Source organism: Hominimerdicola alba 8 (assembly GCF_000178155.2).
In the GTDB taxonomy this organism is placed as follows: Bacteria; Bacillota; Clostridia; order Oscillospirales; family Ruminococcaceae; genus Hominimerdicola; species Hominimerdicola alba_C.
The window spans coordinates 94,613-116,491 of the sequence record NZ_ADKM02000122.1 but is presented as its reverse complement, the minus strand read 5'-3'; the positions used below and the strand labels follow the sequence as shown (position 1 = coordinate 116,491).

Sequence of the window (21,879 nt, the reverse complement as noted above, 5' to 3'; positions counted from 1 at the left end):
TATAACATGACCGTCCGCAAAAATCAACAAAAAAATTTCCGATGCCCCACAGAACATCGGAAAAAATTTAAAGATCAAATTCAAGCCCCTCGCCCAGCTTGAACGAATAGATATAACTGCTCTTCACACGTTCCCCGAACAGCAGTTCAAACGCAGCCTTGTAAAGCATAAGCTGTGTGCCGTACTTTCTCATGTCATCTTTGTCTTTGAAGTTGTCGGTCTTGTAATCTACAAGCACCCAGCCGTCCTCTTCCTTGAAGATGCAGTCAGCGATGCCCTGTATGTAGCCGTTTTCAGTCGTATAGTCTTTCAGTTTATCGCCAAGTTTCAAGTCTTTTACCGAAGCTAAGAATTTTTGCTCACGGCGAAGATCCGACGAAGCCATCATTCGTGCAAAAAAATCTGTCTTGACAAACTTTTCAAGCCTGTCAACATAAACGCCCTTTGCTTCGCGCTCAGTCATTCTGCCAATGTTTTTGAGCCTTTCTAGTTCGTTCCTGACATTTTCCGCCGCTTTTTTGTAGTCTGCAAGTTCCATGAACTTATGGGTGTAAGTTCCGCGCTCGGCAGCTGTCAGCTTGTCAAGTTCTTCTGTCAATTTCGGCAGGTTCGGGAAAAATTCGGGATTTTTACTGCCAAATTCCTTTGTCTTTTCAGCTGTGACTATCTCTGTAACTGTCAGCTTTGCCGGGAGAAGACTTTCTGATGTGCTGTATGCTGTCTTATATTTTTTCAGCAGCCGAGCGACTATAGCGGGGTCAGCACCCACACGGATGACCTCAGCATCTTCCTCATCATCACCTTTCCGTACTGCCTCTGTATCATCTTCATAATATGTCAGGCTGACCTGCTCTTTCGGTGATATTTTCTTTACATCGTCAAGCGCCATACCCAGCCATTCTTCAAGATGTCCGCAGCCGTCCAGCTTAGCCAGAGCCATTACTGCCCACGCCAGCATACTGTCCTGTTCAGCTGCAATATTGGCAGGGATCTTATCAAATATCTCAGAATCCCTGACCGCATCACATAACATCTGTCTTATCCTATCATGGTTCGTCCTGCCTGTTTTTTCGTTTGAGAAGACAAGTATCAGCTTCTCTTTTGCCCTTGTGCAGCCCACATAGAAAAGACGCATTTTTTCGCTCTTCTGCTCACGGTCGAGCAGTTCTGTCAAGTAGTCATAGTAGAGATTGACACGTTCAACGTTGAGCCTTGTGTTTTTCAGCCTGAACGCACAGCCTTCGGATTTATGAAGCCTTATCATGTCGCCGCGCGCATCATCACGCACCAGCTTTTTAGAAAGCGTACACAGAAACACAAATGGGTATTCCAGACCCTTTGATTTGTGGTATGTCTTTATGTTTACCGAATCACCGTCAGATGTAACAGACACGGCATTTTTGAACGCTTTGTCATTCCCCGAAACCGAGTCGATGAACCGAAGAAAGCCTGTCACACCCTCATTTCCGCTTCGTTCGTAATCACCCGCGTACTGTAGGAGCAGGCGAAGATTTGCACGCTTTTTTGCCGAGTCAAGATAAAGCGAGGTGATACCCATAAGGTCGGTCTTGTCGAAGATCTGCCTTATCAGCCTTTCAAGGCTCATGCTCATCGAACAGTAACGCAGCGATTCTATCATATCAAATGCTTCGCGGCACTTTGCCTGAAGTACTTCATCGCCCATGTCAACGTATTTGGCATACTTTTCATCAGTGTTCGGTTCTCTCGAAGCGCCACTGAGTATCTGATAAATGTGGTTGAGTTTTTTTGTTTTATCCGAACGGCACTTTATCCTCACTCTTGTCATGTCATCAGGCGTAAATCCCATTATTGGCGACATCATCACAGCTGCCAGTGCTATGTCGTTCATCGGGTTGTCAACACTTCTCAGCACATCAAGAGCCAGCGATATCTCACGGGATTTTATGTAACCGTCAGTGTCTTCGCAAAAAGCCCTCAGCCCGACCGCAGAAAGCGCATCAGCCGCCTGTCTGATATTGTCGTTTGTATTGACGAGTATGCAGAAATCCGACTGCCTGCAAGGTCTGTCTACGCCATCTTCACAAACGGGATCGCCATTATCGATCATCTTTTTGATTCGCACAGCCACTCGCTCAAATTCCGCAGGTATACTGCCGCTCTTATCATCCGGCACATCTACCAGCATGACCTCAGCCGGGCAATCACGCTCGGTGTATTTTGCACCTGCTTCGAGCCTCTCACCATCGTCGTAGTCCACCTGACCGCAGCCCTCGCTCATAAGCGTTTCAAAGAGATAATTTGACAGAGCAATGACCTCTTTCCTGCTTCGGAAGTTCTTTTGCAGACTGATATGTTCAAGTGACCTTTCCTCAGCATGGTCGCGTGCAAGTTCGATGCAGGTCTTGAAAAGTTCCGGATTTGTCTTGCGGAAGCCGTATATAGCCTGTTTCATATCACCGACTATAAAGGTGTTCTTGCCCATAAAACGCAGATCGTCAGTATCAGATACCGCCTTGAATATCATTTCCTGTATGTCGTTGACGTCCTGATATTCATCGATCATAATTATCTCATAGAAATTACCCGATCGTATCTCCTCTGCAAGTTCGGTGCGCTCAAAACCGTCCTCTGTTTCTTTTACCAGAAGATTTTTAGTCATCAGTTCGATATCGCTGAAATCCACTGCATTTCTCTCCAGCTTGATATCATATGATATCTCCTCAACGCGCCTTTCAAGGTCACACATTGCGCTGAACAGCTTCTCAGCTTCATCAAGACTTGCTCTGAGATGTTCTTTTGACAAATCAAGCCCGAAAGCTGCACTACGCAGTATCGATGCAACATCGCCTATATCCTGCTTGAATCGTTCCTTTACATCTGTAAGTATAGCTTTGACATCTTCGGGCTGTTTGCCTGATATCCGAAGAGGTTTGTACTTGTCAAATCCTATTTTTCCGAAAGCCTCACCGTCACGGTGCTTTGCTGCAAGTTCATAACCGCTGTACAGGTCACTGCATCTGACAAAGTTTTCTTCAGCAGCTTTGAAAGCATCGCAAAAACGGAAAGTATCAGTACCCGCAGTTACAGTGTAGTTAAAGCAGTATCTCGCATCTTCCAGCAGCCTTTTGGCTTCTGCAAGTTTTTTATCAAAACGCTCAAAAGCGTTGTTGTATAACTCTTCAAAATATCTTTCACTGTGGTATTTCTCAGAAGTTTCCCTTATCCACTTATCGGTGTGACATATCGACTGCAAATGTTCATACAGCGATCTTACAGCGCTTTTCAGTTCGCCTTTTTCCACAGAAAAATAATTGTCTATAAACGCATATGTATCGTGGTCATCACCGCATAGTTCTTCTGCAGCCTGCTCAAAAGCTGTATCGAATACCAGTTCACGCTCAGCATCACCCAGAATTTTCAGACCTCCCGTGAACGCAAACTGATTAAGGTTTTCCTTTACCATGTCAAAACAGAAGGAGTCTATGGTCGAGATACGCGCCAGCTGAACAAGTTCCTGCTGCTGAAGTACCCAAGTGTCATTTGGATCTTCCCTGAGTTTTTTCTCAAAGGCTGCATTCAGCTTGTCACGCATCTGTGCGGCTGCATCTATGGTAAAAGTCACAGCAAGCAGTTTATCGGCAGGTATCTTTTTTTCCTTGTCGGTCAGCAGGCGGATTATCCTCTCTATAAGAACAGCCGTCTTGCCGCTTCCTGCCGCCGCCGAAACGGTCACTCCCCTGCCGAAAGATTTTATGGCTTTTTCCTGATCTTCTGTCCAGTTGACTTTCATGCTTCTCCCTCCCCTTTATCTTCGTTTTCCTTTACTATATCTTCAAGAACTTCTTTCATTTGCTCAGCACTGCCCTTGCGCGGCTCATCGGGGAAAGCTCTGCCGCAAATACCTGAATATCGGCAGTAGCCGCAGATGTCTTCCAGCGGGTCGGCATTTATATCTCCGTCTAAAAGCCTGTCGCCATACTCAATGACCTTTCGTTTTGCAAATATCCTCATTGCCGTAAACATCGGGTCGCTCATAGTCAGGTTGCCCAGTGCAGTTTTGCCGATCTCACTGTCCAGCTTCTGATTGATCGCCGCCACATCAGATATCCTGCCCTTTCGCGAGAAAGAATTGATCGCAGAAACACAGGCTGCCTTGTAAAGTTCGTCTTCTGATATCTCCCTGTCAGCAGAATAATCACTGCCGTCACCGATAAGTTTGAGGTAGAACACGCCCGCCTGATGCAATTCCATATCCGTGTTGATCGGATTGCCTGTTTCAAGCAGTATCGACAGGTATATCAGCATTTGCAGATTTAGTCCGCAGTAAAGTTCGCCAAGATCAAATTTAGCATGTTTGCGGAATTTGTAGTCGATTATCCGCACATACTTTTTGCCGTCTTCCTCCAGGATATCAGCGCGGTCGATGGTACCTATCAGTACGATATGCCTGCCGTCTTTCAAAGTCAGGTCAAGATGGTCTTCACCCTCTTCATTTTTCAGTTTGTATTCAGTAACAACAGGTGCAAAACTGCCTGCCGCCAGTTCTTTCTGAACATATTTCACTATGTTGAATGCTTGCTTTTTCATAGATTCAAAGCGATAGACAAATGTTTTTGTCTTGCCGAAATCGCCGCAGAAAACTTCGCTGTAGTAGTTGTTGAAACTGTTCTCGACAAGTTCGGTGATCTTTTCCTCATCCATTTCAAGGAACTGCCTGCGGCTCTCTTCAGGTGTGATATTCTCTGTGCTGATCGCTTTTTCAAGCACTTCATGTATCATAAGACCCTTGTTCAGCCCGTCCATATCCAGCTTTTCTGAACGGCTGAGGTGAAGCCCGTAGTTGCAGAAGTACATAAACGGACACTTGAAATAATTATCCAGCTTTGTAGGAGAAACTTCCGCTGTTTCACCTGCAAAAAACGCTTCTTTAGCGGACTCTTTTGAAAGCCTGAAAGGTTCTTTGGCATTCGCCTGTTTCAGTGCAGACAGCTTTTCATAGTATTCACGCGATACCATCAGTGAATCCCTGATACTGCTTACAGCCGCTGTGTTGTCACGCGAATGTTCGATATACTTGCTGTAAGCAGTCTTCATGGAAGTGCAGAAGAAATCCACAGGAAGAGTGTTTATGCTCTTTTCCTTTACGCCCAGAACTTCCTTGACTTCCCTTACAAGAGAAGAAGGTCTTTTTCTGTTGCCCAGCAGGTCAGCGCGGGAATAGGTGACATACAGCCTGTCATCAGGCGCACACAGCACAGAATATGCCGCAAGTTTTTCGTGCATAAGATCACTCAGGGCATTTGACTCTATCAGAATGTTCTCTTTCAGCTTTAGCAGATTTTTTTCATGCTCTGTCATCAGTCCGCCGTTCTTTACCGATGACGGGAAGATACCATCATTTACTTCTGCGGCAAAAACGACCCTCACTTCGCCTATCCTCGAATGACCTGCATCTATAACACGCACACAGTCGAGTTTCTGCGGCGGAGAAGATACTTTCATCTGTGAGAGCATAAGTTCATAAAGATCAAAATATGACCTAAGCGAGATTTTCTCCTTGCCGAGTATATTATGTATCGATTTTACGGCAGAAAGGCTCATCGTCCACAGCTGTTTAAGTCCGCGTGACATTTCAAGGTCGCTCTCGTTGTCAGAAGTACTAACTCTTTTCACCAGTGAATAGGTCTGCTCAGAGATCTTAAGTTCGCCCAGCAACTCATAAAACGCCAGCGAGATCTGTTCTGCGGTGGTATCTTTGCAGGCGTTTTTGAATTTTATCAATGGTTCTATGACTTTAGCCCTCAGGTCATTTATTCTTTCAAGTCCGACACCATCAGGCTCAGCAGTGAATGGTTCAAGCCACATGTCGCCGTCAACGCCCCATCGTACACAGTAATCCTCAAGATCACATATCTCGTAGTTAAGCAGACCGAACAGCGGCGATTTTATCAGTTTAAGAATATTCTCCGTCCTGAATTTTCTTGTAAGGACAGTCTTGAAAATATTGCAGATATAATGAACTATAGCTGACGCATCAACACTGTCGCGCTTGTCAAGAAAATAAGGTATATCGTATTTTTCCAGTGCGCTTGCTATGACACTGCCGAAATTGCTCATATCGCGCACTGCCACAACTATATCATTGTAAACATATTTTTTGCTGCTGACAAGCTGACATATCTCAGCACAGATGTAGTCAGCTTCTTCATACATATCATCTGCCGCCATTACCTGCACGCTGTCGTTTGCAGTATGGTATTCTTTGCGGTCAAGATCATAAAGGCGCTCTGAAAGCAGCATTATATCCCACGACTCGCATACTGCATCTTCTGCATGGGTAAAGCGTATCTCTTTGTTATGGTCTTTTGCCATATCGACCAGCTTTTGCTGAGTACCCACAGTCACATCAAACGGATGAGTGCGGCAGCGCTTTACAAAATTATCATCAAGCAGCAGCGAAACAGTCAGCTTCTCAGCCTTTCTCACACATATCTCAAGCATTCTGCGCTCATCATAAGAGAAGTCTGTGAATGCAGAAACAAATACCTGTCTGCCGTCAAACAAATTGTTGATATCAGCAAGTTCTACCGCTTCTTCCATTATAGAAAGTGAGTCGGTCATATTCGCACGTTCAAGTTCTTCAAGATAATAGGTGAATATCTGAGTAAGGTCAAGAAGTTTCAGCGATACTGAACCCTCAAGCCTTTCGCCTGCAAGCTGCAAGACCTCAGGCGTAATGCCGCTTTGTCTTAGCTGCGGAAGAAGTCTGAGAAGTTCAGCTATGAACGATGACTTGTTAAGACTGTTCTTATAATACCTCACCGCACCCTCTCTGCTGAATTTCTTCACAGCGCGGTACATAAGGATCATCTGCGCATTGTCGTTAGCTGAGTCCTTAGCTTTGCTGCCGAATTCGTCAACTATCTCCTCTGCAAGACGATTGAAGCCGTTCGTTTCTATCTTATTGAACAGCTGTGCGCCCAATCTTTCATAAAGCATCTTGTCATACTCAAATGAAAACTGATCGGGTACGATCACAAGCACGTCCTTTTCTTCCGCTGCCGCTGAACATATCTTATCTATAAAAAGTTCTTCCCTGCGGCTTTTTATACCGCCTGTGAGTATCTCAAGCATTATCAGCGCCTCCTGTGTAAATAAACTCTACTACAGTATAGCACCGTTCGATAGTTTTGTCAAACGCAGCAAGTACATTTTACTGTACTTATAGCAAATTTTGAAGCAGTTCTGCTATCTTGAAAGATATCTCGATCTTCCCTTTTGGTGATATGACTACCAGTTCGCCATGAGGCGACTTTTCTTCTGCATCAAATTCCAGCGCCTGTGACGGAAAAAATGTATTCTGTTTTAGCAGTTCAAGTTTTTCACAACTGTCAGACATCGCAGTAAACACAAGTGCTGCGGCAGCACATAGTTTGAAACGTGTAAATTTTGACATAAACAACACTCCCACAAAAGTATTTTCATACTGATTATGGGAGTGTATTCAGGTTTTATTCAGTTTCCGAAAACTTGTCTTGCAATATCTACTGACTGTTTTGCATCCTTAGAATAGAAGTCTGCACCTATCTGCTCGGCATAATCGGGCGTGACCACCGCACCGCCGACCATTATCTTGCAGTCAACGTTATTCGCCCTCAGCAGCTTGATGGTTTCTTCCATGCTGACAAGCGTAGTCGTCATCAGCGCCGAAAGCCCGACCAGATGCACATCATTTTCGATAGCCGCATCAACTACTGTCTGATAGTCAACATCCTTTCCGAGATCGATAACTTCATAACCGTAATTTTCAAGCAGCACCTTTACGATATTTTTACCGATGTCATGTATATCTCCCTTGACTGTCGCAAGGATTATCTTTCCCTTTGAAACACTGTTGCCGCCGTCAGCCAGCATTTTCTGCTTTATGACTTCAAAACATGCCTGCGCAACACCTGCGGTCTGTATCAGCTGCGGCAGGAATATCTTGCCCTTTTCAAACTGCTCACCCGCTTTATCGAGAGCAGGCACCAGCATTTCGTTGATTATGACCATTGAATCAGTAGTTTCAAGGAGTTTAGCAGTTATCTCAGCACCCTCACCCTTAAGACCATGCTCAATGGCATACGGCAGGTCGATATCTGACTTTTTCTCAGCCTTTTGCATAGGTGAAGAAGTATCTCCCCCGTAATGAGCGATGAAGTCCACCGAATTCTTGTCGATATTTGTCAGCAGCTTGTAAGTCCTTACGGTTGCAGTCATCGAAGCGATATTCGGATTCATTATCGGCAGGTCAAGACCGCTTGTAAGACACATCATAAGGAAGTTATGGTTCACTATCTCTCTGCTTGGCAGACCGAAGCTGATATTTGAAACGCCCAGCACTGTTCTAAGTCCCAGTTCTTCCTTTACACGGCGTACAGCATTTACTGTCTGCATAACGTTTTCCTGTTCGGCAGATGCAGTCAGCGTAAGGCAGTCAATATAAACATCTTCTTTGCGTATCCCGATCGCCATAGCGCGGTCAAGTATCTTCTTAGCAAGGTTGAAACGTTCATCGGCAGTCTTTGGTATGCCGTTCTCATCAAGTGTCAGACCGACAACAGCCGCGCCGTACTTTTTTACCAGCGGCAGAACGGTATTCAGCGACTTTTCCTCAGCATTGACCGAATTGACTATAGGCTTGCCGTTGTAGACTCTCAACGCAGCTTCCATGACCTCAGGTATGGTCGAATCAAGCTGCAGCGGCACATCAACGACCCCCTGCAAAGCCTTTACCGCCTTGACCATCATAGCTTTTTCATCTATCGCAGGCAGACCAACATTGACATCAAGTATATCAGCGCCCGCATCTATCTGCTCTATAGCCTGCCCAAGAATGTAGTCGATATCGCCCTCCAGAAGTGCCTGTTTGAAACGTTTTTTGCCTGTAGGGTTGATACGCTCACCGATTATGCGCGGCTGGTCAATGACCACAACATCAGTCGCGGAACAGCACACTGCGGGGATATGTACATTTCTCTGTACACATTTTTTACCATCGAGCATCTTTTTTAGGCACGCTATATAAGTGGGATCGGTACCGCAGCAGCCGCCAATGACCTTTATGCCCAGCGGTATCAGTGCTTCGGCAAACTCAGCAAATTCCTCGGCAGAACAGTTATATTCATTGGTAACAGGGTCAGGCAGACCTGCATTCGGCTTGACCACAACAGGCAGGTTCGTCCATTGACATATCTTCTCAACAACAGGATAAAGTTCCTTTGGTCCCAGTGAGCAGTTAACGCCAACAGCATCAACGCCCAGACCTTCAGCAGTCAGGCACATTGCGCTGATATCAACGCCTGTGAAAGTACGCATATTCTCCTCGAAAGTCATGGTACACATTATCGGCAGGTCGCTGTTTTCCTTAGCCGCAAGTATTGCCGCCTTGAATTCATAAAGATCAGTCATAGTTTCAAATACCACAAGGTCAGCTTCTCTGCCTGCTATGACCATTTCTTTGAAAATGTCGTAGGCTTCCTCAAATGTCAGCGTGCCTGTAGGTTCAAGCATCTGCCCGATTGAACCGATATCCAGCGCGACCAGTGTGTCTGTACCCTCGACTGCTTTACGTGCCAGCTTTATGCCCTCACCTATTATTTTATCAACGGAAAAGCCGCTTTTTGCCAGCTTGTGTCTGTTCGCACCAAAGGTGTTGGCGTATATAATATCAGAACCCGCTTCAATGTACTGCCTGTGGATATCCATCAGCCATTCTGGTTTCTCAATATTCATTACTTCAGGCGTTTCACCCATTTTCAGACCTTTAGCCTGAAGCATGGTACCCATCGCACCGTCCAGTATAACAAATTCTTTCTGTTTTAAAAGTTCTCTAAATCCCACAATGATCTCCTCGTTTTCTGAATTGGCAGACCTCACGCATGTTGCACGCAGCACAGCCCTGTCTGCCCTTAGGTATATCGTGATCGCTAAGCCCTATCACCGCAGTTACGGATTTTCTCGGCGTTAAGATGTTGTTTTCTGTTGCATTCAGCCCGATGCGCTTCTGCGCCTGCAAAATATCAAGAAATTCTCCCTGAATATCCAGCGGAAGATCTCCGTATCCCGGAGAGAACCTCCATGTCTGAAAAAATTCCTCGAACTCACCACGCACCTGCTCGTCCACTTTATCACAGATTTGTTCGACCGCTGCACTTGCCAAAAAATCAGCCATAACAGCGCGTGTCATATCTGTTGCTTCATAACGGCGTATGACCCTGTCAGCCTGTGCAGAAAGAGTTGCCGCCAGCAATACACATTTCACACACCCTGCAAGATGTTCAGATATCGCCTTGCCCCTTAGCACCAAAGAAGTCCCGCATACAGCAACTCCATCTTCCAGCGGCTGTATATCAAAAACATGATATATGGCACATGGCTTTATAACACCTAGCAGAACCTTTTCGCACTCATCCATCATCGAAAGAATGCGCTCATCAGGCACAGTCCTGCCATAACCCATATAACGCAGCGCTTCACTTTTATCAAGTTTTTCAAGACAGACCTGCAAATAACCGTTCATAGCACAAACCGCCCCCTATCCAAATTATTATATCACATTTGAAAACATTGTCCAATATACATATCGACCAAATTTAACCATTATTTTTTAGTTTATTATCACGGAAATAAATTTTGACATAATATTGCTGTATTTTTGTCTATTCTTCCCCGCCGCAGGCGGGGAATACATTCAACGCCATGATTTCTCATCGTTACGCTTATTCGTATTTCTTAGTTTTCCGAAATATGATCTTCGCAGTTTATTAGAACATGCACTTGCAAAATCATCAAACATGTGTTATAATTATCATCAAGTTGATCATCAGTTCAAGGAGTCGATATTATGCTTCATGGTTATTTTGACCTGCCGACTTTTTACTTCTTTGAAGAAGGCAACATCTGGTCAGGCAGTCTTTACACAAATTTCAATTATCGAATAGTTCCAAAAAAGGCAAAAAAAGACAGCAATGAAAAAAGTGAGTTGAAAATGGCTGTCTGGTACGGAACAAAATGCTTTGATATGGCAGAAGAACTTGTCGCCCAGTACAGCGAAGATTATTCTGCTGAAGGTCTTGAAGCCTGTCTAGCCCATCTCACCGAAGAATTTGAGCATTTCAAAGAGATACGAAAAACATTGAGATTTGACTAAAAAATCAGCCCTTTCCTGTCATGTTGGAGAGGGCTGTTATCATTTTCTTATGCGCACTGTCATGAAACCCGAATTTTGCTATTCCGAATCTTTCAAGCAGTTTTTGGCAGGATCCGATAAAGCAACTTTTTGTCTTGCTTATACCAAAAAATCTCCCTGAATAATATCCGTACAGCAAAAACCTCCTGCGCAGGGAGATGATAACGCAGGAGGTCTTGCTTCTATTTTTTCTACGACTTAGTTTGATATATCAGTTGCTCTTTGTGATGACCAAGTCTGTGATGGTTATGTTCACAGGTGCATCGACAGCGCCGCAGTTGAATACGCAGGCTGTGTTGTCATCTGTCGGTTCGGTCATAGTGAATTTTGTGGAATAGTGCTGTTTCTGAGATGAAGCATAAACAGACTCGTTGAAATACTGACCGTAAGGTTCGTAGTTCTGCTGTATCTTGAAACCGAACTTCGCATTCCTGTCTGCCTGATAGTCGAATGAAATGTCGTAAGTCGCGCCTTTTTCAAATTTAACAGATGGGTATATTCCCTGAACATACCATTCTTCCGAACCTGCTCTGTTTACAGATATCTGAAGACCGTTGTTAAGCGACTTGAACGATGCTGATGCACCACCCTCAGTGTTTGCCCAGCTTGTGTATTTAGAAACATCAGCCGCAAGATTTGTACCTGTCGATACAGGCGGGTCGTTCTGTGAAGAAGAAGAAGAGGAAGATGACGAAGATGAACCGCCGCTCAGCTTGATAAGCGAGAGGTTGGTGACGGTTGCCTTGTAAGGAACATTCACGCTGCTGCCGCCCAGATTGAATGTAACGCGGCACATGTTGTCGGTCTTTGAAGTGTAGTCAAAGGTCGCTTTGTAGTGCTGAACATTCGTTGACCAGCTGAGGTTCTCGCTGAAATAGGGAAGATAATCATCGTGACCCTGATTTACTATGAAAGCAGTGGTCTGAGGTTTATCGCTGACATAATCAAAGGATATCTGATACTTTGCGCCCTGTTCAAGGGTGATGCCCTCATAGAAGAACTGTGTATCCCACTCGTTCTTGCCGCCTCTGTTTACCTGCATGGAAACGCCGTTGTCAACATAGAACATCTCGCCCTGACCACCGTTGGAGGTGTCAGTCCAGCTTGTCCAGTTATCTTCATTTGAGCAGAGATTTGCGGGGTCATTTACAGGGTCGGGATTTGCAAGCGCCTGTTTCAGATGTACCAGATCGATAATGGTAACTTTGCCGTCCAGATCGATATCAGCATTCTGGCTGATGGTCGAGATCTTTCTGACCACATAGTCCTGTATCAGTTCTGCATCGTTCTCGTCCAGCTTGCCGTTGCCGTTTGCATCGCCTGCGATGACCTTCTGCGAAGTCGAAGGAATAGCCGAACCTGATGCTTCCAACATTGCATTGAGCAGTTCGGGCTGAGAAATTTTCAGCGTGCGGCGGTTGTAGATCTTGTACTGCGAACCGTTGTCCCACCAGATACAGCCCATGCCATATCGGGTGCATTTCTCGACAAGGTACTTCGACCAAGAAGTTATCTCGCTCATGTTGTTCTTGTTTGCACAGCCGAATTCACCGACTATAACGGGTATTCCTCTCTGCACGAAAGTGCTGTTGAGATTGTTGAGCACCATATCCAGCGGCGAGCTTGTCCATGTAGTTATCTCAGGGTAGCTCTCATGGGTGAATTCAAATGGCTGGTAAACGTGCGCTTCTACTATCAGCCTGTTGCTGACGGTATCTCTCGGCAGAACGAACTGACTGGTGATCTCATTATTTGCACCTGCGCAGTATGTGTTGCAGATAAGATTTCTTCTGGCATTGTTGCCGCCCGAATTTCTTACAACATCAACGAATATCTGGTTGAGTTCATTGGAAATGGGGCAGGCTTCCGAACTTGGGTTCCACCACTGGTTTGAACTTTCGTCAAGTATCTCGTTGAAGCCCTCGAACACCAGTTTATCGCCATAGTCAGCAAAGTTCTCGCTTATCTGCTCCCAGATAGACCTGAACATCGCTTCTTTGTTCTGCAAATTGTTGCTGTTGGCTTTCAGCCAGCCATTCTCACCTGTGTCATGGTGTACATTCAGTATGCAGTACATGTCATCTTCGAGTACATAATTGACAACTTCCTCGACTCTGTTCATCCAGACATCATCGATCTTGTATGTGTTGGGATCCATGTGTTCATACCAGGTGACAGGTACACGCACTGTCTTGACGCCCGAGTCCCTGACCATATCTATCATGGCTTTGGTGGTCGCAGGGTTGCCCCATGCAGTTTCGGAAGATGTGCTTCCCCTGTTGCCGCCTATGGTCGTGCCGGAATAGCTGTCCAGCGAGTTGCCGAGATTCCAGCCCAGCCCCATGTCTGCGACGGTCTGTTTGGCATCTTTCTCGAAAGCGGCTTCTGCCCTTGTGGGTTCAGCAAAAGCCAGACATGAAAGTGCCATAGCACAAACAGTTGAAAGTGTCAGTGCCCTTCTGCTTTTTGTTTTCATGATACGTTCACCTCATTATTAAACTTTGGTTCTGAGTCTGCCGATAATTTTGGGTGATGTGTCAGCAGACTGCTTCATCATTGCTCACAGCAGTGCCGACCGTGAGCATCGGCTTGTGGATAATGTATATAATAATTTATCCGTTCCGCCAAAAATATTATATACTATTGACATCGGGCTTTACAATGATATATAATATAACTTAGATGATGTTTTTTAAAAAACTCACCTTTTTACATTTTGCTAACAATATGAAAAAAATACGGCAATTTTTCCTATACTTATCAGGCAGGTGGATATAATGAAAATAAACAATGTAGGGTATGGGCACAAACACGATGCTGATTTCTTTATTGAACGCCCCTGCGGCAGTGGTGACTTTCTGCTGTTGGTACTGAGGACTGATGCTGTCTTCACGCTTGACGGAAAAGATGTTATTATCCCAAAAGACTCGTTCTTTCTTTACCCGCAGGGAATGCCGCAGTTTTACAGATGCGTACCAAAGCACGAATTTGCCAACGACTGGGTGCATTTCCAATTCGGTCAAGGCGAGGAAGAGGAGTTTCTCAAACGAGATATACCATACGCGCAGGGCATAACAACAACTCACGCTGGTTTTCTCAGCTGGTGCATAAAGGCTGTAGCCGATGAATATGCCTCACATTCGCCATACGCACAGGAGAACATGCAGCATTATATGTGGCTGATATTCAACCGCGTCAGCGATCTTCTTCACCTGCCGCAAGTTCAGGCACACGGTCCTGAGTATGAGATGCTGCTGACGATACGCCGCAAGATATATGCCGAGCCGTATGTTCCGCGCTCGATAACATGGGCGGCACATGAGATACGCATGAGTCCCGCATCTTTCCAATACTACTACAAAAAGACTTTTGGCGTGACATTCGTACAGGATTTCATCAACGCCAAGACTGAATATGCCATGATGCTTCTGACGACTACCGACCTGAACGCCCACGATATCTCAGAAAAATGCGGATATCGAAACTATGAGCACTTCGCTCGCCAGTTCAAAGAAAGGTGCGGCATAACTCCGCTGGAATATCGCAGAATGAAAACACAGAATTGATAAATTCATAATTCCCGATCATTGGAACAAGTGAAGAATATTCCACAGTATCATATGTCAGCACAAAACATTCCACAAATAATACAGCAAGACCCGCGGATACAAATTGCATCTGCGGGTCTTTTGGTATTGGAGATATAAGGTCATATCACCGATATGTTACGAAGTATTTTGATTTAATATCAGCAAATTATATAGTTTGATCCTACATTTTTTGCTTAGATCAAGATCTTTCTGTAAACTCGTTTACCGGTGATCATGTTTATTTGATCGTAACGGTAACAGCCCTGCTGTTGAGTGAGGATATATCCCACTTGCCATTGACTTTAGCGGCAACCACTACTTTGTAAGTCTGTCCTGCTCTCAGCTTTGGCGAGGTAAAATATGTAGTACCTGCGGGTATAGTCTGGGTCTGGACTTTCCATTTGCCTGCAAGATATACAGCGATGCCGTAATTCTGAGCACCGGCAACAGGACTCCATGTCATTCTGAACTGGTGGTACTGTTCGTTGTATATGATATTGGTAACTCTTGGATACTCAACTGCGGGAGTTATCTCTTCATGTTCGGTATAATAGTAAGTCGGCTCAGCAACTTCCTTGAAATTCACTCTGAAAAAGTCCATTGAACCGTTCATTTTGTCAGCGATCAGGTATGAAGCATCATCACTGACGATATCTATCGGATCCGCCGTAACTGTCGCATACACAGATTTCGCTCCGCTTCCGTCGTTTACAACCAGTTTTGCATTATCGCCGTCCAGTATCACGCTTACCGTTGCCCAGTGTCCGACTTTATAGGAATTTTCAGCCTTCACCGACTGCACGCCGCTTCCGTTGTCGATTGTAAAGGTAAGATCTCCGTTCTCGGCAGTCAGTGACATATACTTTTCATCATCACCAAAACGGAAGATAGTGTTTTTGCTGTTATCCCTGAGCAGTATCGCTGTCTGATAATCCGCATCGTGCAAAGCTGCATAGGAACTGTCACCGACCATATAACTGTTGTTGTTGAATGTCAGAACGCCATTTGCGCTTGTAAGTTTATTATTCCATTCGGGAGTACCGAAGTTCATGGCGTAAGTTGATGTATAAGTATCAGCGGCAATATTCTTGCTTTCGGAACTAAATTCAAGTCCTGCATACTGACCGTCAGTGAACGGACGATTGAGAGCATATCCCTCATAGCTTGCCCAACCGTATATAGCACCCTTTTGCAGATTTCTTCCCGTGTCATCATAGTAATCACCATCGGGAATAGCCTGACCTGAGGCACTGCCGCCTGCAAGTCCGTATGCAACACCTTTGACTGTTGCATTGCCGCTTACATTATAGTTATTGAACACAAGTCCGCTTTCGATCACACGGGCATTGTCAGAAATAACGGAATTGCCCATTACACCTGCATAGTCAGCGATTATTGCATTATCCTTAACAGTCGCTCTTTCAGCTACGACAGCATGACCTTTTACGATAGCATTTCCCGAAACCGAAGCAGAACCCGTGACGATCGCATGATCTTCTATCCTTGCATTGCCCTTGACAGTAGCATATCCGAGAACTCTGGCATTCTCGCCAACATAAACAGAATCGTCGACCTTTGCAGTATATGCCACAAAACCGCCGCCGTTTGAATGTCTTCTGCCATATGCTGTAGATGAATTGTCACGGGCTTGCTTTATACCTGCACCTGTTATCGTCACACCGTAAGGATAACGGTTCTTGCCAAGAAACGGCGCGTGATTTTCATCAAATTCACCTTCGCTGAACATATACTGCACGCCATATTGCTGCCATGTATCAGAATCAGGAGTGGCTGTGACTGTAAGATATGCTGCGGAATCATTGTTGCCGTAGTCCATAGTCATAGTCTCGCCCGACTTGAAGAGGTCAGAGTAGCGCGTATTGCCGTTAATGTCTTCCACTGCGATACAAGCACGCCAGTCAGCACCCTTGATATCGGTAAGACCTTTGAGTGTTATACTTATTTTATTTCCTGTTACTTCAAGGGGAACAACGTTCACACCGAACTGCTGAGGCGCACGCTCGGTCGGAACGGTATAAAAATTATCCGTATCGGTGCTTTTTTCGAGAAGTGTATATATCTCGCCCCAGTTCCATTCACCGCGATCAAAAAGTTCTTCCTGACGTTTCAGATAATCGCGCTTGTGCTTAAAATCAAGTGTAGCCAGACGCTTAGCATAATGTCCGAGCGTATCCTTTATATCTGCACCCGAAAGACGTTCGATCTCATGATACGGATATTCATCGACCTTGCCCTGCTGCATAAGATCTTTAACAAAACTGCTGCCATAGCCCTGAAGACCATCGGGGTTCTCTGTCAGATATTGCAGGAAAAGCCATGCGGCATAATTGTCACGTCCGAGAATGGGCGTAAAGCAAAGATTTTTGCTGTATGTTTCAAAATAGTCAGTTACACCCGAAACATTTCCCCACTGCTTGTAGTAATCAGAGTAAAGGAACTGCTCACGGAACCAGTTGCCTATCGCTTCCCAAAGTGCGCCGACATACTTGTTATTATTCCAACCGATCTGATGTGCTGTAACAACATGTCCGAACTCATGAGGCAGTACCCATGACGGGTTTGGAGAATTCTGCATAGCACCGACACAGCAGAACATGAAAGCGTATCCCTGATTATCATATCCCATCCACGCCCAGTCATCAGGGAATTTCGAGATACCTGTACCGGAAATATATATATTTACCTTATACTGATTACCGTCACGCAGCGAACGGTTGGTGGACTGCGTAGGCGGCTCCATATGGAGTTCATTCATGTAAACATCCCAGCATGCCTCAAGGTTTTTCGCATTCTCCTCAAGGAACGCCTGCGTTACCTTGCCTGAATCGGCACCGGTCTTGCCCCAGATGAACTGAAAGTGTTCAGACTCCCAGCGATTTACATCCTCTCGCGCACACCAGGGGTCGCGTGTACTCAGAGATGTAGTGACCTCCGCGACACAGCTGTAGGGAAAAGCGGCAAGAGCCGTTGACATTATTGCACCTGCTGATGCAATTGCGGTTATTCTTTTGAACAGACTTGACATTCGGATCTCCTCCTAAATAATTTGATTATATGGCTGCAAAATTTAATGCTCCACGAAAAGCCGACGCATTTCTATATCAGCCATTCAAACGATGTTTAGCTTGATATATCAGCGTGATAGCCATAGAAATATATACTATTCCACTTTTATGATACATTAAAAGAGAGTTGGCTTCAATTACAAAAGTGGATATATTTATTTCAAAATCAGACATTTTTATAGTAATTCAGCACAATAATTTATATAAATAAGATGGCTTAACATGCTTTTACTATAACCTGAACATACAGCTGAAACAACTTCGCTAAAATAGCAAAGTTGTTTAATCCCCCGATCATATTTGCCGTAAAAAACTTTATGTATGCACATACGGGGAGTTTTGACCTTTTTTACGAATCTGGCGATCAAAAACACTTCCCCGACAAAACGACTCAATGCCTATATTGTACGGTGCAAACAGCCGACTACAAATTTATGATATATGATCTGATGTTAGTGATCAAACAATAAACGCTCACCGTAAAATGCAGTGAGCGTTTATTGTTACTTGTATATTACTTTCTTGTGCCAGCATTTCTCACCGCAGGCAGGGCATTTCATTTTCCTTGAACGTCCGCTGTGCATCGCCATCACAACGTCCTTAAACTCGGGAACATACGTGTTTCCGCAGTTCTGGCACTTGTAATAACCCGCTTCCGTTTCGATCTTCAGCGCGTGATACAGGTAAAAGAAAAACTGCACCGCGCCGACGATCAACAGAACAGCTTTCAGCACATTCGGTATGTCCGCATATGCCGCGACACCCAAAAGCACCACAAACGTGATCACAGACGGAATTCCCATCCCAATTTCAAGGTCAAGCATCATACGGTTCTTCTTCTCTTCATTTTCCTTTAATTGCAGCATCGCTGCCTCAGCAGCTTCCTTATAGTTCTCCATAGTGACTCTCCTTCCGTTGAACAGATCGTTGATGCTTATGCCAAGCTGTTCGCAAAGCTCAGGCATAAGCGAAGCATCAGGCATACATTTGCCCGTTTCCCATTTTGAAACAGCGCGGTCAGATATACCGAGTTTCTCAGCAAGCTGAGCCTGTGTCATTTTCTTTTCCTTTCTGCAAGCGGCTATGAATTTACCTATCATTATCTGATCCATACGCCTTATCCTCCTTTCTGTGCCTATCATAGCACAGAATTTCATTTTTGTACACGAACTGTTGGTTGAGTTGCAAAAAATTCCGATAAATCGGGCATTTACAGACAACTCAACCGTTGGTTGGGAAAGTCAAAACAATGTCCCCGACCGAAAAGATCAGGGACAAAAACACTCATAAAACAGAGCAGACTGCTTTTAGCCGCTCGTAGGTATAAAAGGTCTGATAGCGCCTGCAAGATTGCTGACAGGCATTGTCTGGAGCCAAACATGACCCGGACCTGTAATTCTGGTATTAAAGAAGCCCTCACCGCCGAAGAACATATTCTTCAGACCTGAAACCTGTTCAATATCGATAGAGCAAGATGCCTCCATTGCTGCAAGACAACCTGTGTCAACCAGCATCGACTGACCTGCAGCCAGCTGATATTCGATGATAGAACCGTCAAGTTCAAGAAATACTGTGCCATTGCCTGAGAACTTCTGCATAATGAAGCCTTCACCGCCGAAGAAACCCGCGCCAAACCTCTTCTGGAAGAATATCTCCATGTTGACACCCATCTCAGAGGCAAGAAAAGCTGATTTCTGAGCAACGATCGGCATCTGTGAAACATCCATCGGTTTGATAGAACCCGGGAAATTAGATGCCATCGCGATCATGCCGTCGCCATTCATGGCAGTGTAGACATTCTGGAAAATAGACTCACCCGAGAAAGCTCTCGATAAAGCCTTTCCTATTCCGCCGCCTGCATTGGTGGACATGTTCATGTTGGGACTCATCCAGCTCATAGCACCCTGCTGGCACTTGATAGCCTCGCCGTTTGCCAGATAGCAGATAACTACGGGCAGCGGCTCTCCTTGGATCTCGTAACGCATATTTTTGTACCTCCTTTATTTGTCAGGCTATATGCCTGTACTTAACAATTTATCTTTAAAATCCGCCAAGCATTTTAACTTGACATGTGATCTGGTAAGCATTTCAGCATCAGGTTCAATGAGATCGGGTATAAGAACAGGTATCATTCCTGCCGCACTTGCTGAGATAATACCATTGCGCGAATCTTCCACCGCCAGAGTATTTTCAGGGTCAACTCCCAATTTGTCACAAGCCAACAGATATATCTCAGGGTCAGGCTTTGAATTCTCTATCATATCGCCGCCAACGATGATATCAAAGCAATGTATCAGTCCGACCTCTTTCATCTCACTTACAACGGTGTCATAGCTGGTCGAAGATGCAAGTCCGACCTTGACACCGCTGTTATACAGCCACTCAAGCACCTCTCTGGCGCCTGCCTTAAGCGGTATCCCATCATGTGCAAAAGCCTCGCGTATGACCTGTCTGGACTCAGCATAAAGAGCATCCAGATCGACCTTATCACCGTAAGCCTCTTCGATTATACGCTTAGTATCCTTAGTGCTTCTGCCGATACATAGACGGATATTCTCCTCGACATTTTCAAGCCCATGTCGTTCACCGACCTTTTTCCAGCATCGCATGCTGAGCGCTTCCGTATCGAAAATAACACCGTCCATATCAAAGATGATGCCGTCAATATTCTTTAAAGTGTACATCTAATCTCCCTGTTTCAAGTTGTTTTCCGAAGATAAATTATCTGTGCATATTCAAGCTGTTCGATAAGTTAACTGTAATTTTCGGGCAGCCCGTGAAGCACAGCTGAGTCATGTGGCGAAATTTGTTTTGCTTTTTCTATATTCATCATTTAAAATACATGTATAAGTCACATTTTATCATTCCGTTGTATAGCTTACGTTTTTTATCAGCCTTTTTACCGAAGAATTTCTCGAACTCTTCATGTGGCGAGATTATATAGCAAGGTCTTTCCCTTGACGGCTGCAGCCTGTCCCCAAGACGCTTATATAACTCTTCAGCATCGCGTATTTCAAGCAGACGCTCACCATAAGGAGGGTTGCAGAAAGTGATGCACTCCTCAGGCTGAACAAATTTGCTGATATCCTGCTGCTTAACAGTTATCTTTGAGCCGACACCTGCCTTCTTAGCATTATCACGGCTAAGTTCTACTGCGATATCATCGATATCAAAGCCAAATGCCTTAAAACTTCCCTCTCTGTCGAGCATATCCATCGCTTCGGTTCGAGCATTCTGCCATATCTTATCAGGTATCTGATCCCACTGCTGGGCTGCAAAATTTCTCCTGATACCGGGTGCAACTTTCAGCGCCTTATAAGCGGATTCGATCAGAAAAGTACCCGAACCGCACATTGGGTCGCAAACGATGGAATTCGCCCTTACTCTTCCGAGATCGATTATACCCGCAGCCAGAGTTTCTTTTATCGGCGCCGCATTTGAATTTCTTCTGTAGCCGCGCTTGTGAAGTCCTGCGCCCGATGTATCTAGATAAAGTGTGAAAACATCCTTGATAAGAGAGAACTGAAGCTGATGTTTAGCGCCTGTTTCCTCAAAATACGAAATACCGTAGACTTTTTCAAGGCGTTTGACGCAAGCCTTTTTGATTATCTTCTGGCAGTCGGGAACTGAATGAAGCTGTGAATCCAGTGAATGCCCTTTAACAGGGAAAGCATCGAACTTGCCGATAAATTCCTCCAGCGGTATCTTCTGAACGCCCTGAAACATTTCTTCAAATGTTCTGGCTGTAAAGCTGGTCAGTTCGATCAAAACTCTCTCCCCTGTTGATATCCAGAGGTTTGCTTTTGCAACAGTTTCAAAGTCACCGTCAAAGCTGACTCTGCCATCAGTCACAGTAATATTCTCTCCGCCTATCCTTTCGACCTCGAATTTTAACGTTTTTTCCAGTCCGAAATGACATGGGACAGCTAGTCTTAATTTATTCATATTTAACCTTTCAAAAAATGACCTCCGCACATCAGTACGGAGGTCA

Annotated in this window: 13 protein-coding genes; 2 read left to right on the top strand and 11 right to left on the bottom strand. The window is 45.0% G+C overall.

Going from position 1 to position 21,879, the window contains the following annotated elements; translation table 11 throughout:
- Window positions 1-67: 67 nt before the first annotated feature.
- The 5 genes from CUS_RS14650 to CUS_RS14630 form a co-directional block, all read right to left on the bottom strand.
- Complete coding sequence (locus CUS_RS14650) at window positions 68-3,772, bottom strand: UvrD-helicase domain-containing protein (protein ID WP_002852174.1); 3,705 nt, start codon at window positions 3,770-3,772, stop codon at window positions 68-70.
- Window positions 3,769-7,116, bottom strand: coding sequence for a PD-(D/E)XK nuclease family protein (locus CUS_RS14645; RefSeq protein WP_002851976.1), 3,348 nt, complete (start codon window positions 7,114-7,116; stop codon window positions 3,769-3,771). Before CUS_RS14645 ends, CUS_RS14650 begins: the two co-directional genes overlap by 4 nt.
- 88 nt (window positions 7,117-7,204) lie before the next feature.
- Window positions 7,205-7,438 carry a hypothetical protein gene (locus CUS_RS14640; protein ID WP_002852265.1) on the bottom strand — a complete coding sequence of 78 codons (234 nt, stop codon included), beginning with the start codon at window positions 7,436-7,438 and terminating at the stop codon, window positions 7,205-7,207.
- A gap of 59 nt (window positions 7,439-7,497) precedes the next feature.
- The gene (locus CUS_RS14635; RefSeq protein ID WP_002851957.1) at window positions 7,498-9,864 is read right to left on the bottom strand and encodes a homocysteine S-methyltransferase family protein; all 2,367 of its coding nucleotides are present in this window, start codon (window positions 9,862-9,864) and stop codon (window positions 7,498-7,500) included.
- Entirely contained in the window at window positions 9,854-10,543 is a 690-nt protein-coding gene (locus CUS_RS14630; protein ID WP_002852359.1) for a vitamin B12 dependent-methionine synthase activation domain-containing protein, read from the bottom strand. Before CUS_RS14630 ends, CUS_RS14635 begins: the two co-directional genes overlap by 11 nt.
- A gap of 324 nt (window positions 10,544-10,867) precedes the next feature.
- Here CUS_RS14630 and CUS_RS14625 point away from each other — a divergent pair, with 324 nt between their 5' ends.
- Window positions 10,868-11,173 (top strand): hypothetical protein, encoded by a 306-nt coding sequence (locus tag CUS_RS14625; RefSeq protein WP_002852088.1) that lies wholly within the window; start codon window positions 10,868-10,870, stop codon window positions 11,171-11,173.
- Between the two features lie 250 nt (window positions 11,174-11,423).
- Here the strand turns inward: CUS_RS14625 and CUS_RS14620 are convergent, their stop codons facing one another.
- Window positions 11,424-13,688, bottom strand: coding sequence for a cellulase family glycosylhydrolase (locus tag CUS_RS14620; RefSeq protein ID WP_002852224.1), 2,265 nt, complete (start codon window positions 13,686-13,688; stop codon window positions 11,424-11,426).
- Window positions 13,689-13,989: 301 nt separating this feature from the next.
- Here CUS_RS14620 and CUS_RS14615 point away from each other — a divergent pair, with 301 nt between their 5' ends.
- A complete protein-coding gene (locus CUS_RS14615) occupies window positions 13,990-14,778 on the top strand; it encodes a helix-turn-helix transcriptional regulator (RefSeq protein ID WP_002851946.1) in 789 nt (262 codons plus the stop codon).
- A 262-nt stretch (window positions 14,779-15,040) separates the two neighbouring features.
- Here CUS_RS14615 and CUS_RS18820 read toward each other — a convergent pair whose 3' ends face one another.
- The 5 genes from CUS_RS18820 to CUS_RS14590 form a co-directional block, all read right to left on the bottom strand.
- Window positions 15,041-17,848 carry a DUF6055 domain-containing protein gene (locus CUS_RS18820; protein ID WP_002852185.1) on the bottom strand — a complete coding sequence of 936 codons (2,808 nt, stop codon included), beginning with the start codon at window positions 17,846-17,848 and terminating at the stop codon, window positions 15,041-15,043.
- Window positions 17,849-18,391: 543 nt separating this feature from the next.
- On the bottom strand, window positions 18,392-19,000 hold the full coding sequence (locus tag CUS_RS14605) for a helix-turn-helix domain-containing protein (protein WP_037277625.1): 609 nt from the start codon (window positions 18,998-19,000) through the stop codon (window positions 18,392-18,394).
- 195 nt (window positions 19,001-19,195) lie between these two features.
- The gene (locus CUS_RS14600) at window positions 19,196-19,873 is read right to left on the bottom strand and encodes a TIGR00266 family protein (RefSeq protein WP_002852033.1); all 678 of its coding nucleotides are present in this window, start codon (window positions 19,871-19,873) and stop codon (window positions 19,196-19,198) included.
- A 27-nt stretch (window positions 19,874-19,900) separates the two neighbouring features.
- Window positions 19,901-20,572 carry an HAD family hydrolase gene (locus tag CUS_RS14595; RefSeq protein WP_002852345.1) on the bottom strand — a complete coding sequence of 224 codons (672 nt, stop codon included), beginning with the start codon at window positions 20,570-20,572 and terminating at the stop codon, window positions 19,901-19,903.
- Window positions 20,573-20,717: 145 nt separating this feature from the next.
- Entirely contained in the window at window positions 20,718-21,833 is a 1,116-nt protein-coding gene (locus CUS_RS14590) for a THUMP domain-containing class I SAM-dependent RNA methyltransferase (protein ID WP_002852096.1), read from the bottom strand.
- Between the last annotated feature and the right edge of the window lie 46 nt (window positions 21,834-21,879).

Bases quoted from the DNA above. Each gene is read 5' to 3' on its own strand.
- CUS_RS14645 (WP_002851976.1), bottom strand. From the start codon at position 7,116: ATGCTTGAGATACTCACAGGCGGTATAAAAAGCCGCAGGGAAGAACTT.
- CUS_RS14620 (WP_002852224.1), bottom strand. From the start codon at position 13,688: ATGAAAACAAAAAGCAGAAGGGCACTGACACTTTCAACTGTTTGTGCT.
- CUS_RS14600 (WP_002852033.1), bottom strand. From the start codon at position 19,873: ATGCGTTACGAGATCCAAGGAGAGCCGCTGCCCGTAGTTATCTGCTAT.
- CUS_RS14650 (WP_002852174.1), bottom strand. From the start codon at position 3,772: ATGAAAGTCAACTGGACAGAAGATCAGGAAAAAGCCATAAAATCTTTC.
- CUS_RS14595 (WP_002852345.1), bottom strand. From the start codon at position 20,572: ATGTACACTTTAAAGAATATTGACGGCATCATCTTTGATATGGACGGT.
- CUS_RS14615 (WP_002851946.1), top strand. From the start codon at position 13,990: ATGAAAATAAACAATGTAGGGTATGGGCACAAACACGATGCTGATTTC.
- CUS_RS14590 (WP_002852096.1), bottom strand. From the start codon at position 21,833: ATGAATAAATTAAGACTAGCTGTCCCATGTCATTTCGGACTGGAAAAA.
- CUS_RS14640 (WP_002852265.1), bottom strand. From the start codon at position 7,438: ATGTCAAAATTTACACGTTTCAAACTATGTGCTGCCGCAGCACTTGTG.
- CUS_RS14630 (WP_002852359.1), bottom strand. From the start codon at position 10,543: ATGAACGGTTATTTGCAGGTCTGTCTTGAAAAACTTGATAAAAGTGAA.
- CUS_RS18820 (WP_002852185.1), bottom strand. From the start codon at position 17,848: ATGTCAAGTCTGTTCAAAAGAATAACCGCAATTGCATCAGCAGGTGCA.
- CUS_RS14605 (WP_037277625.1), bottom strand. From the start codon at position 19,000: ATGGATCAGATAATGATAGGTAAATTCATAGCCGCTTGCAGAAAGGAA.
- CUS_RS14625 (WP_002852088.1), top strand. From the start codon at position 10,868: ATGCTTCATGGTTATTTTGACCTGCCGACTTTTTACTTCTTTGAAGAA.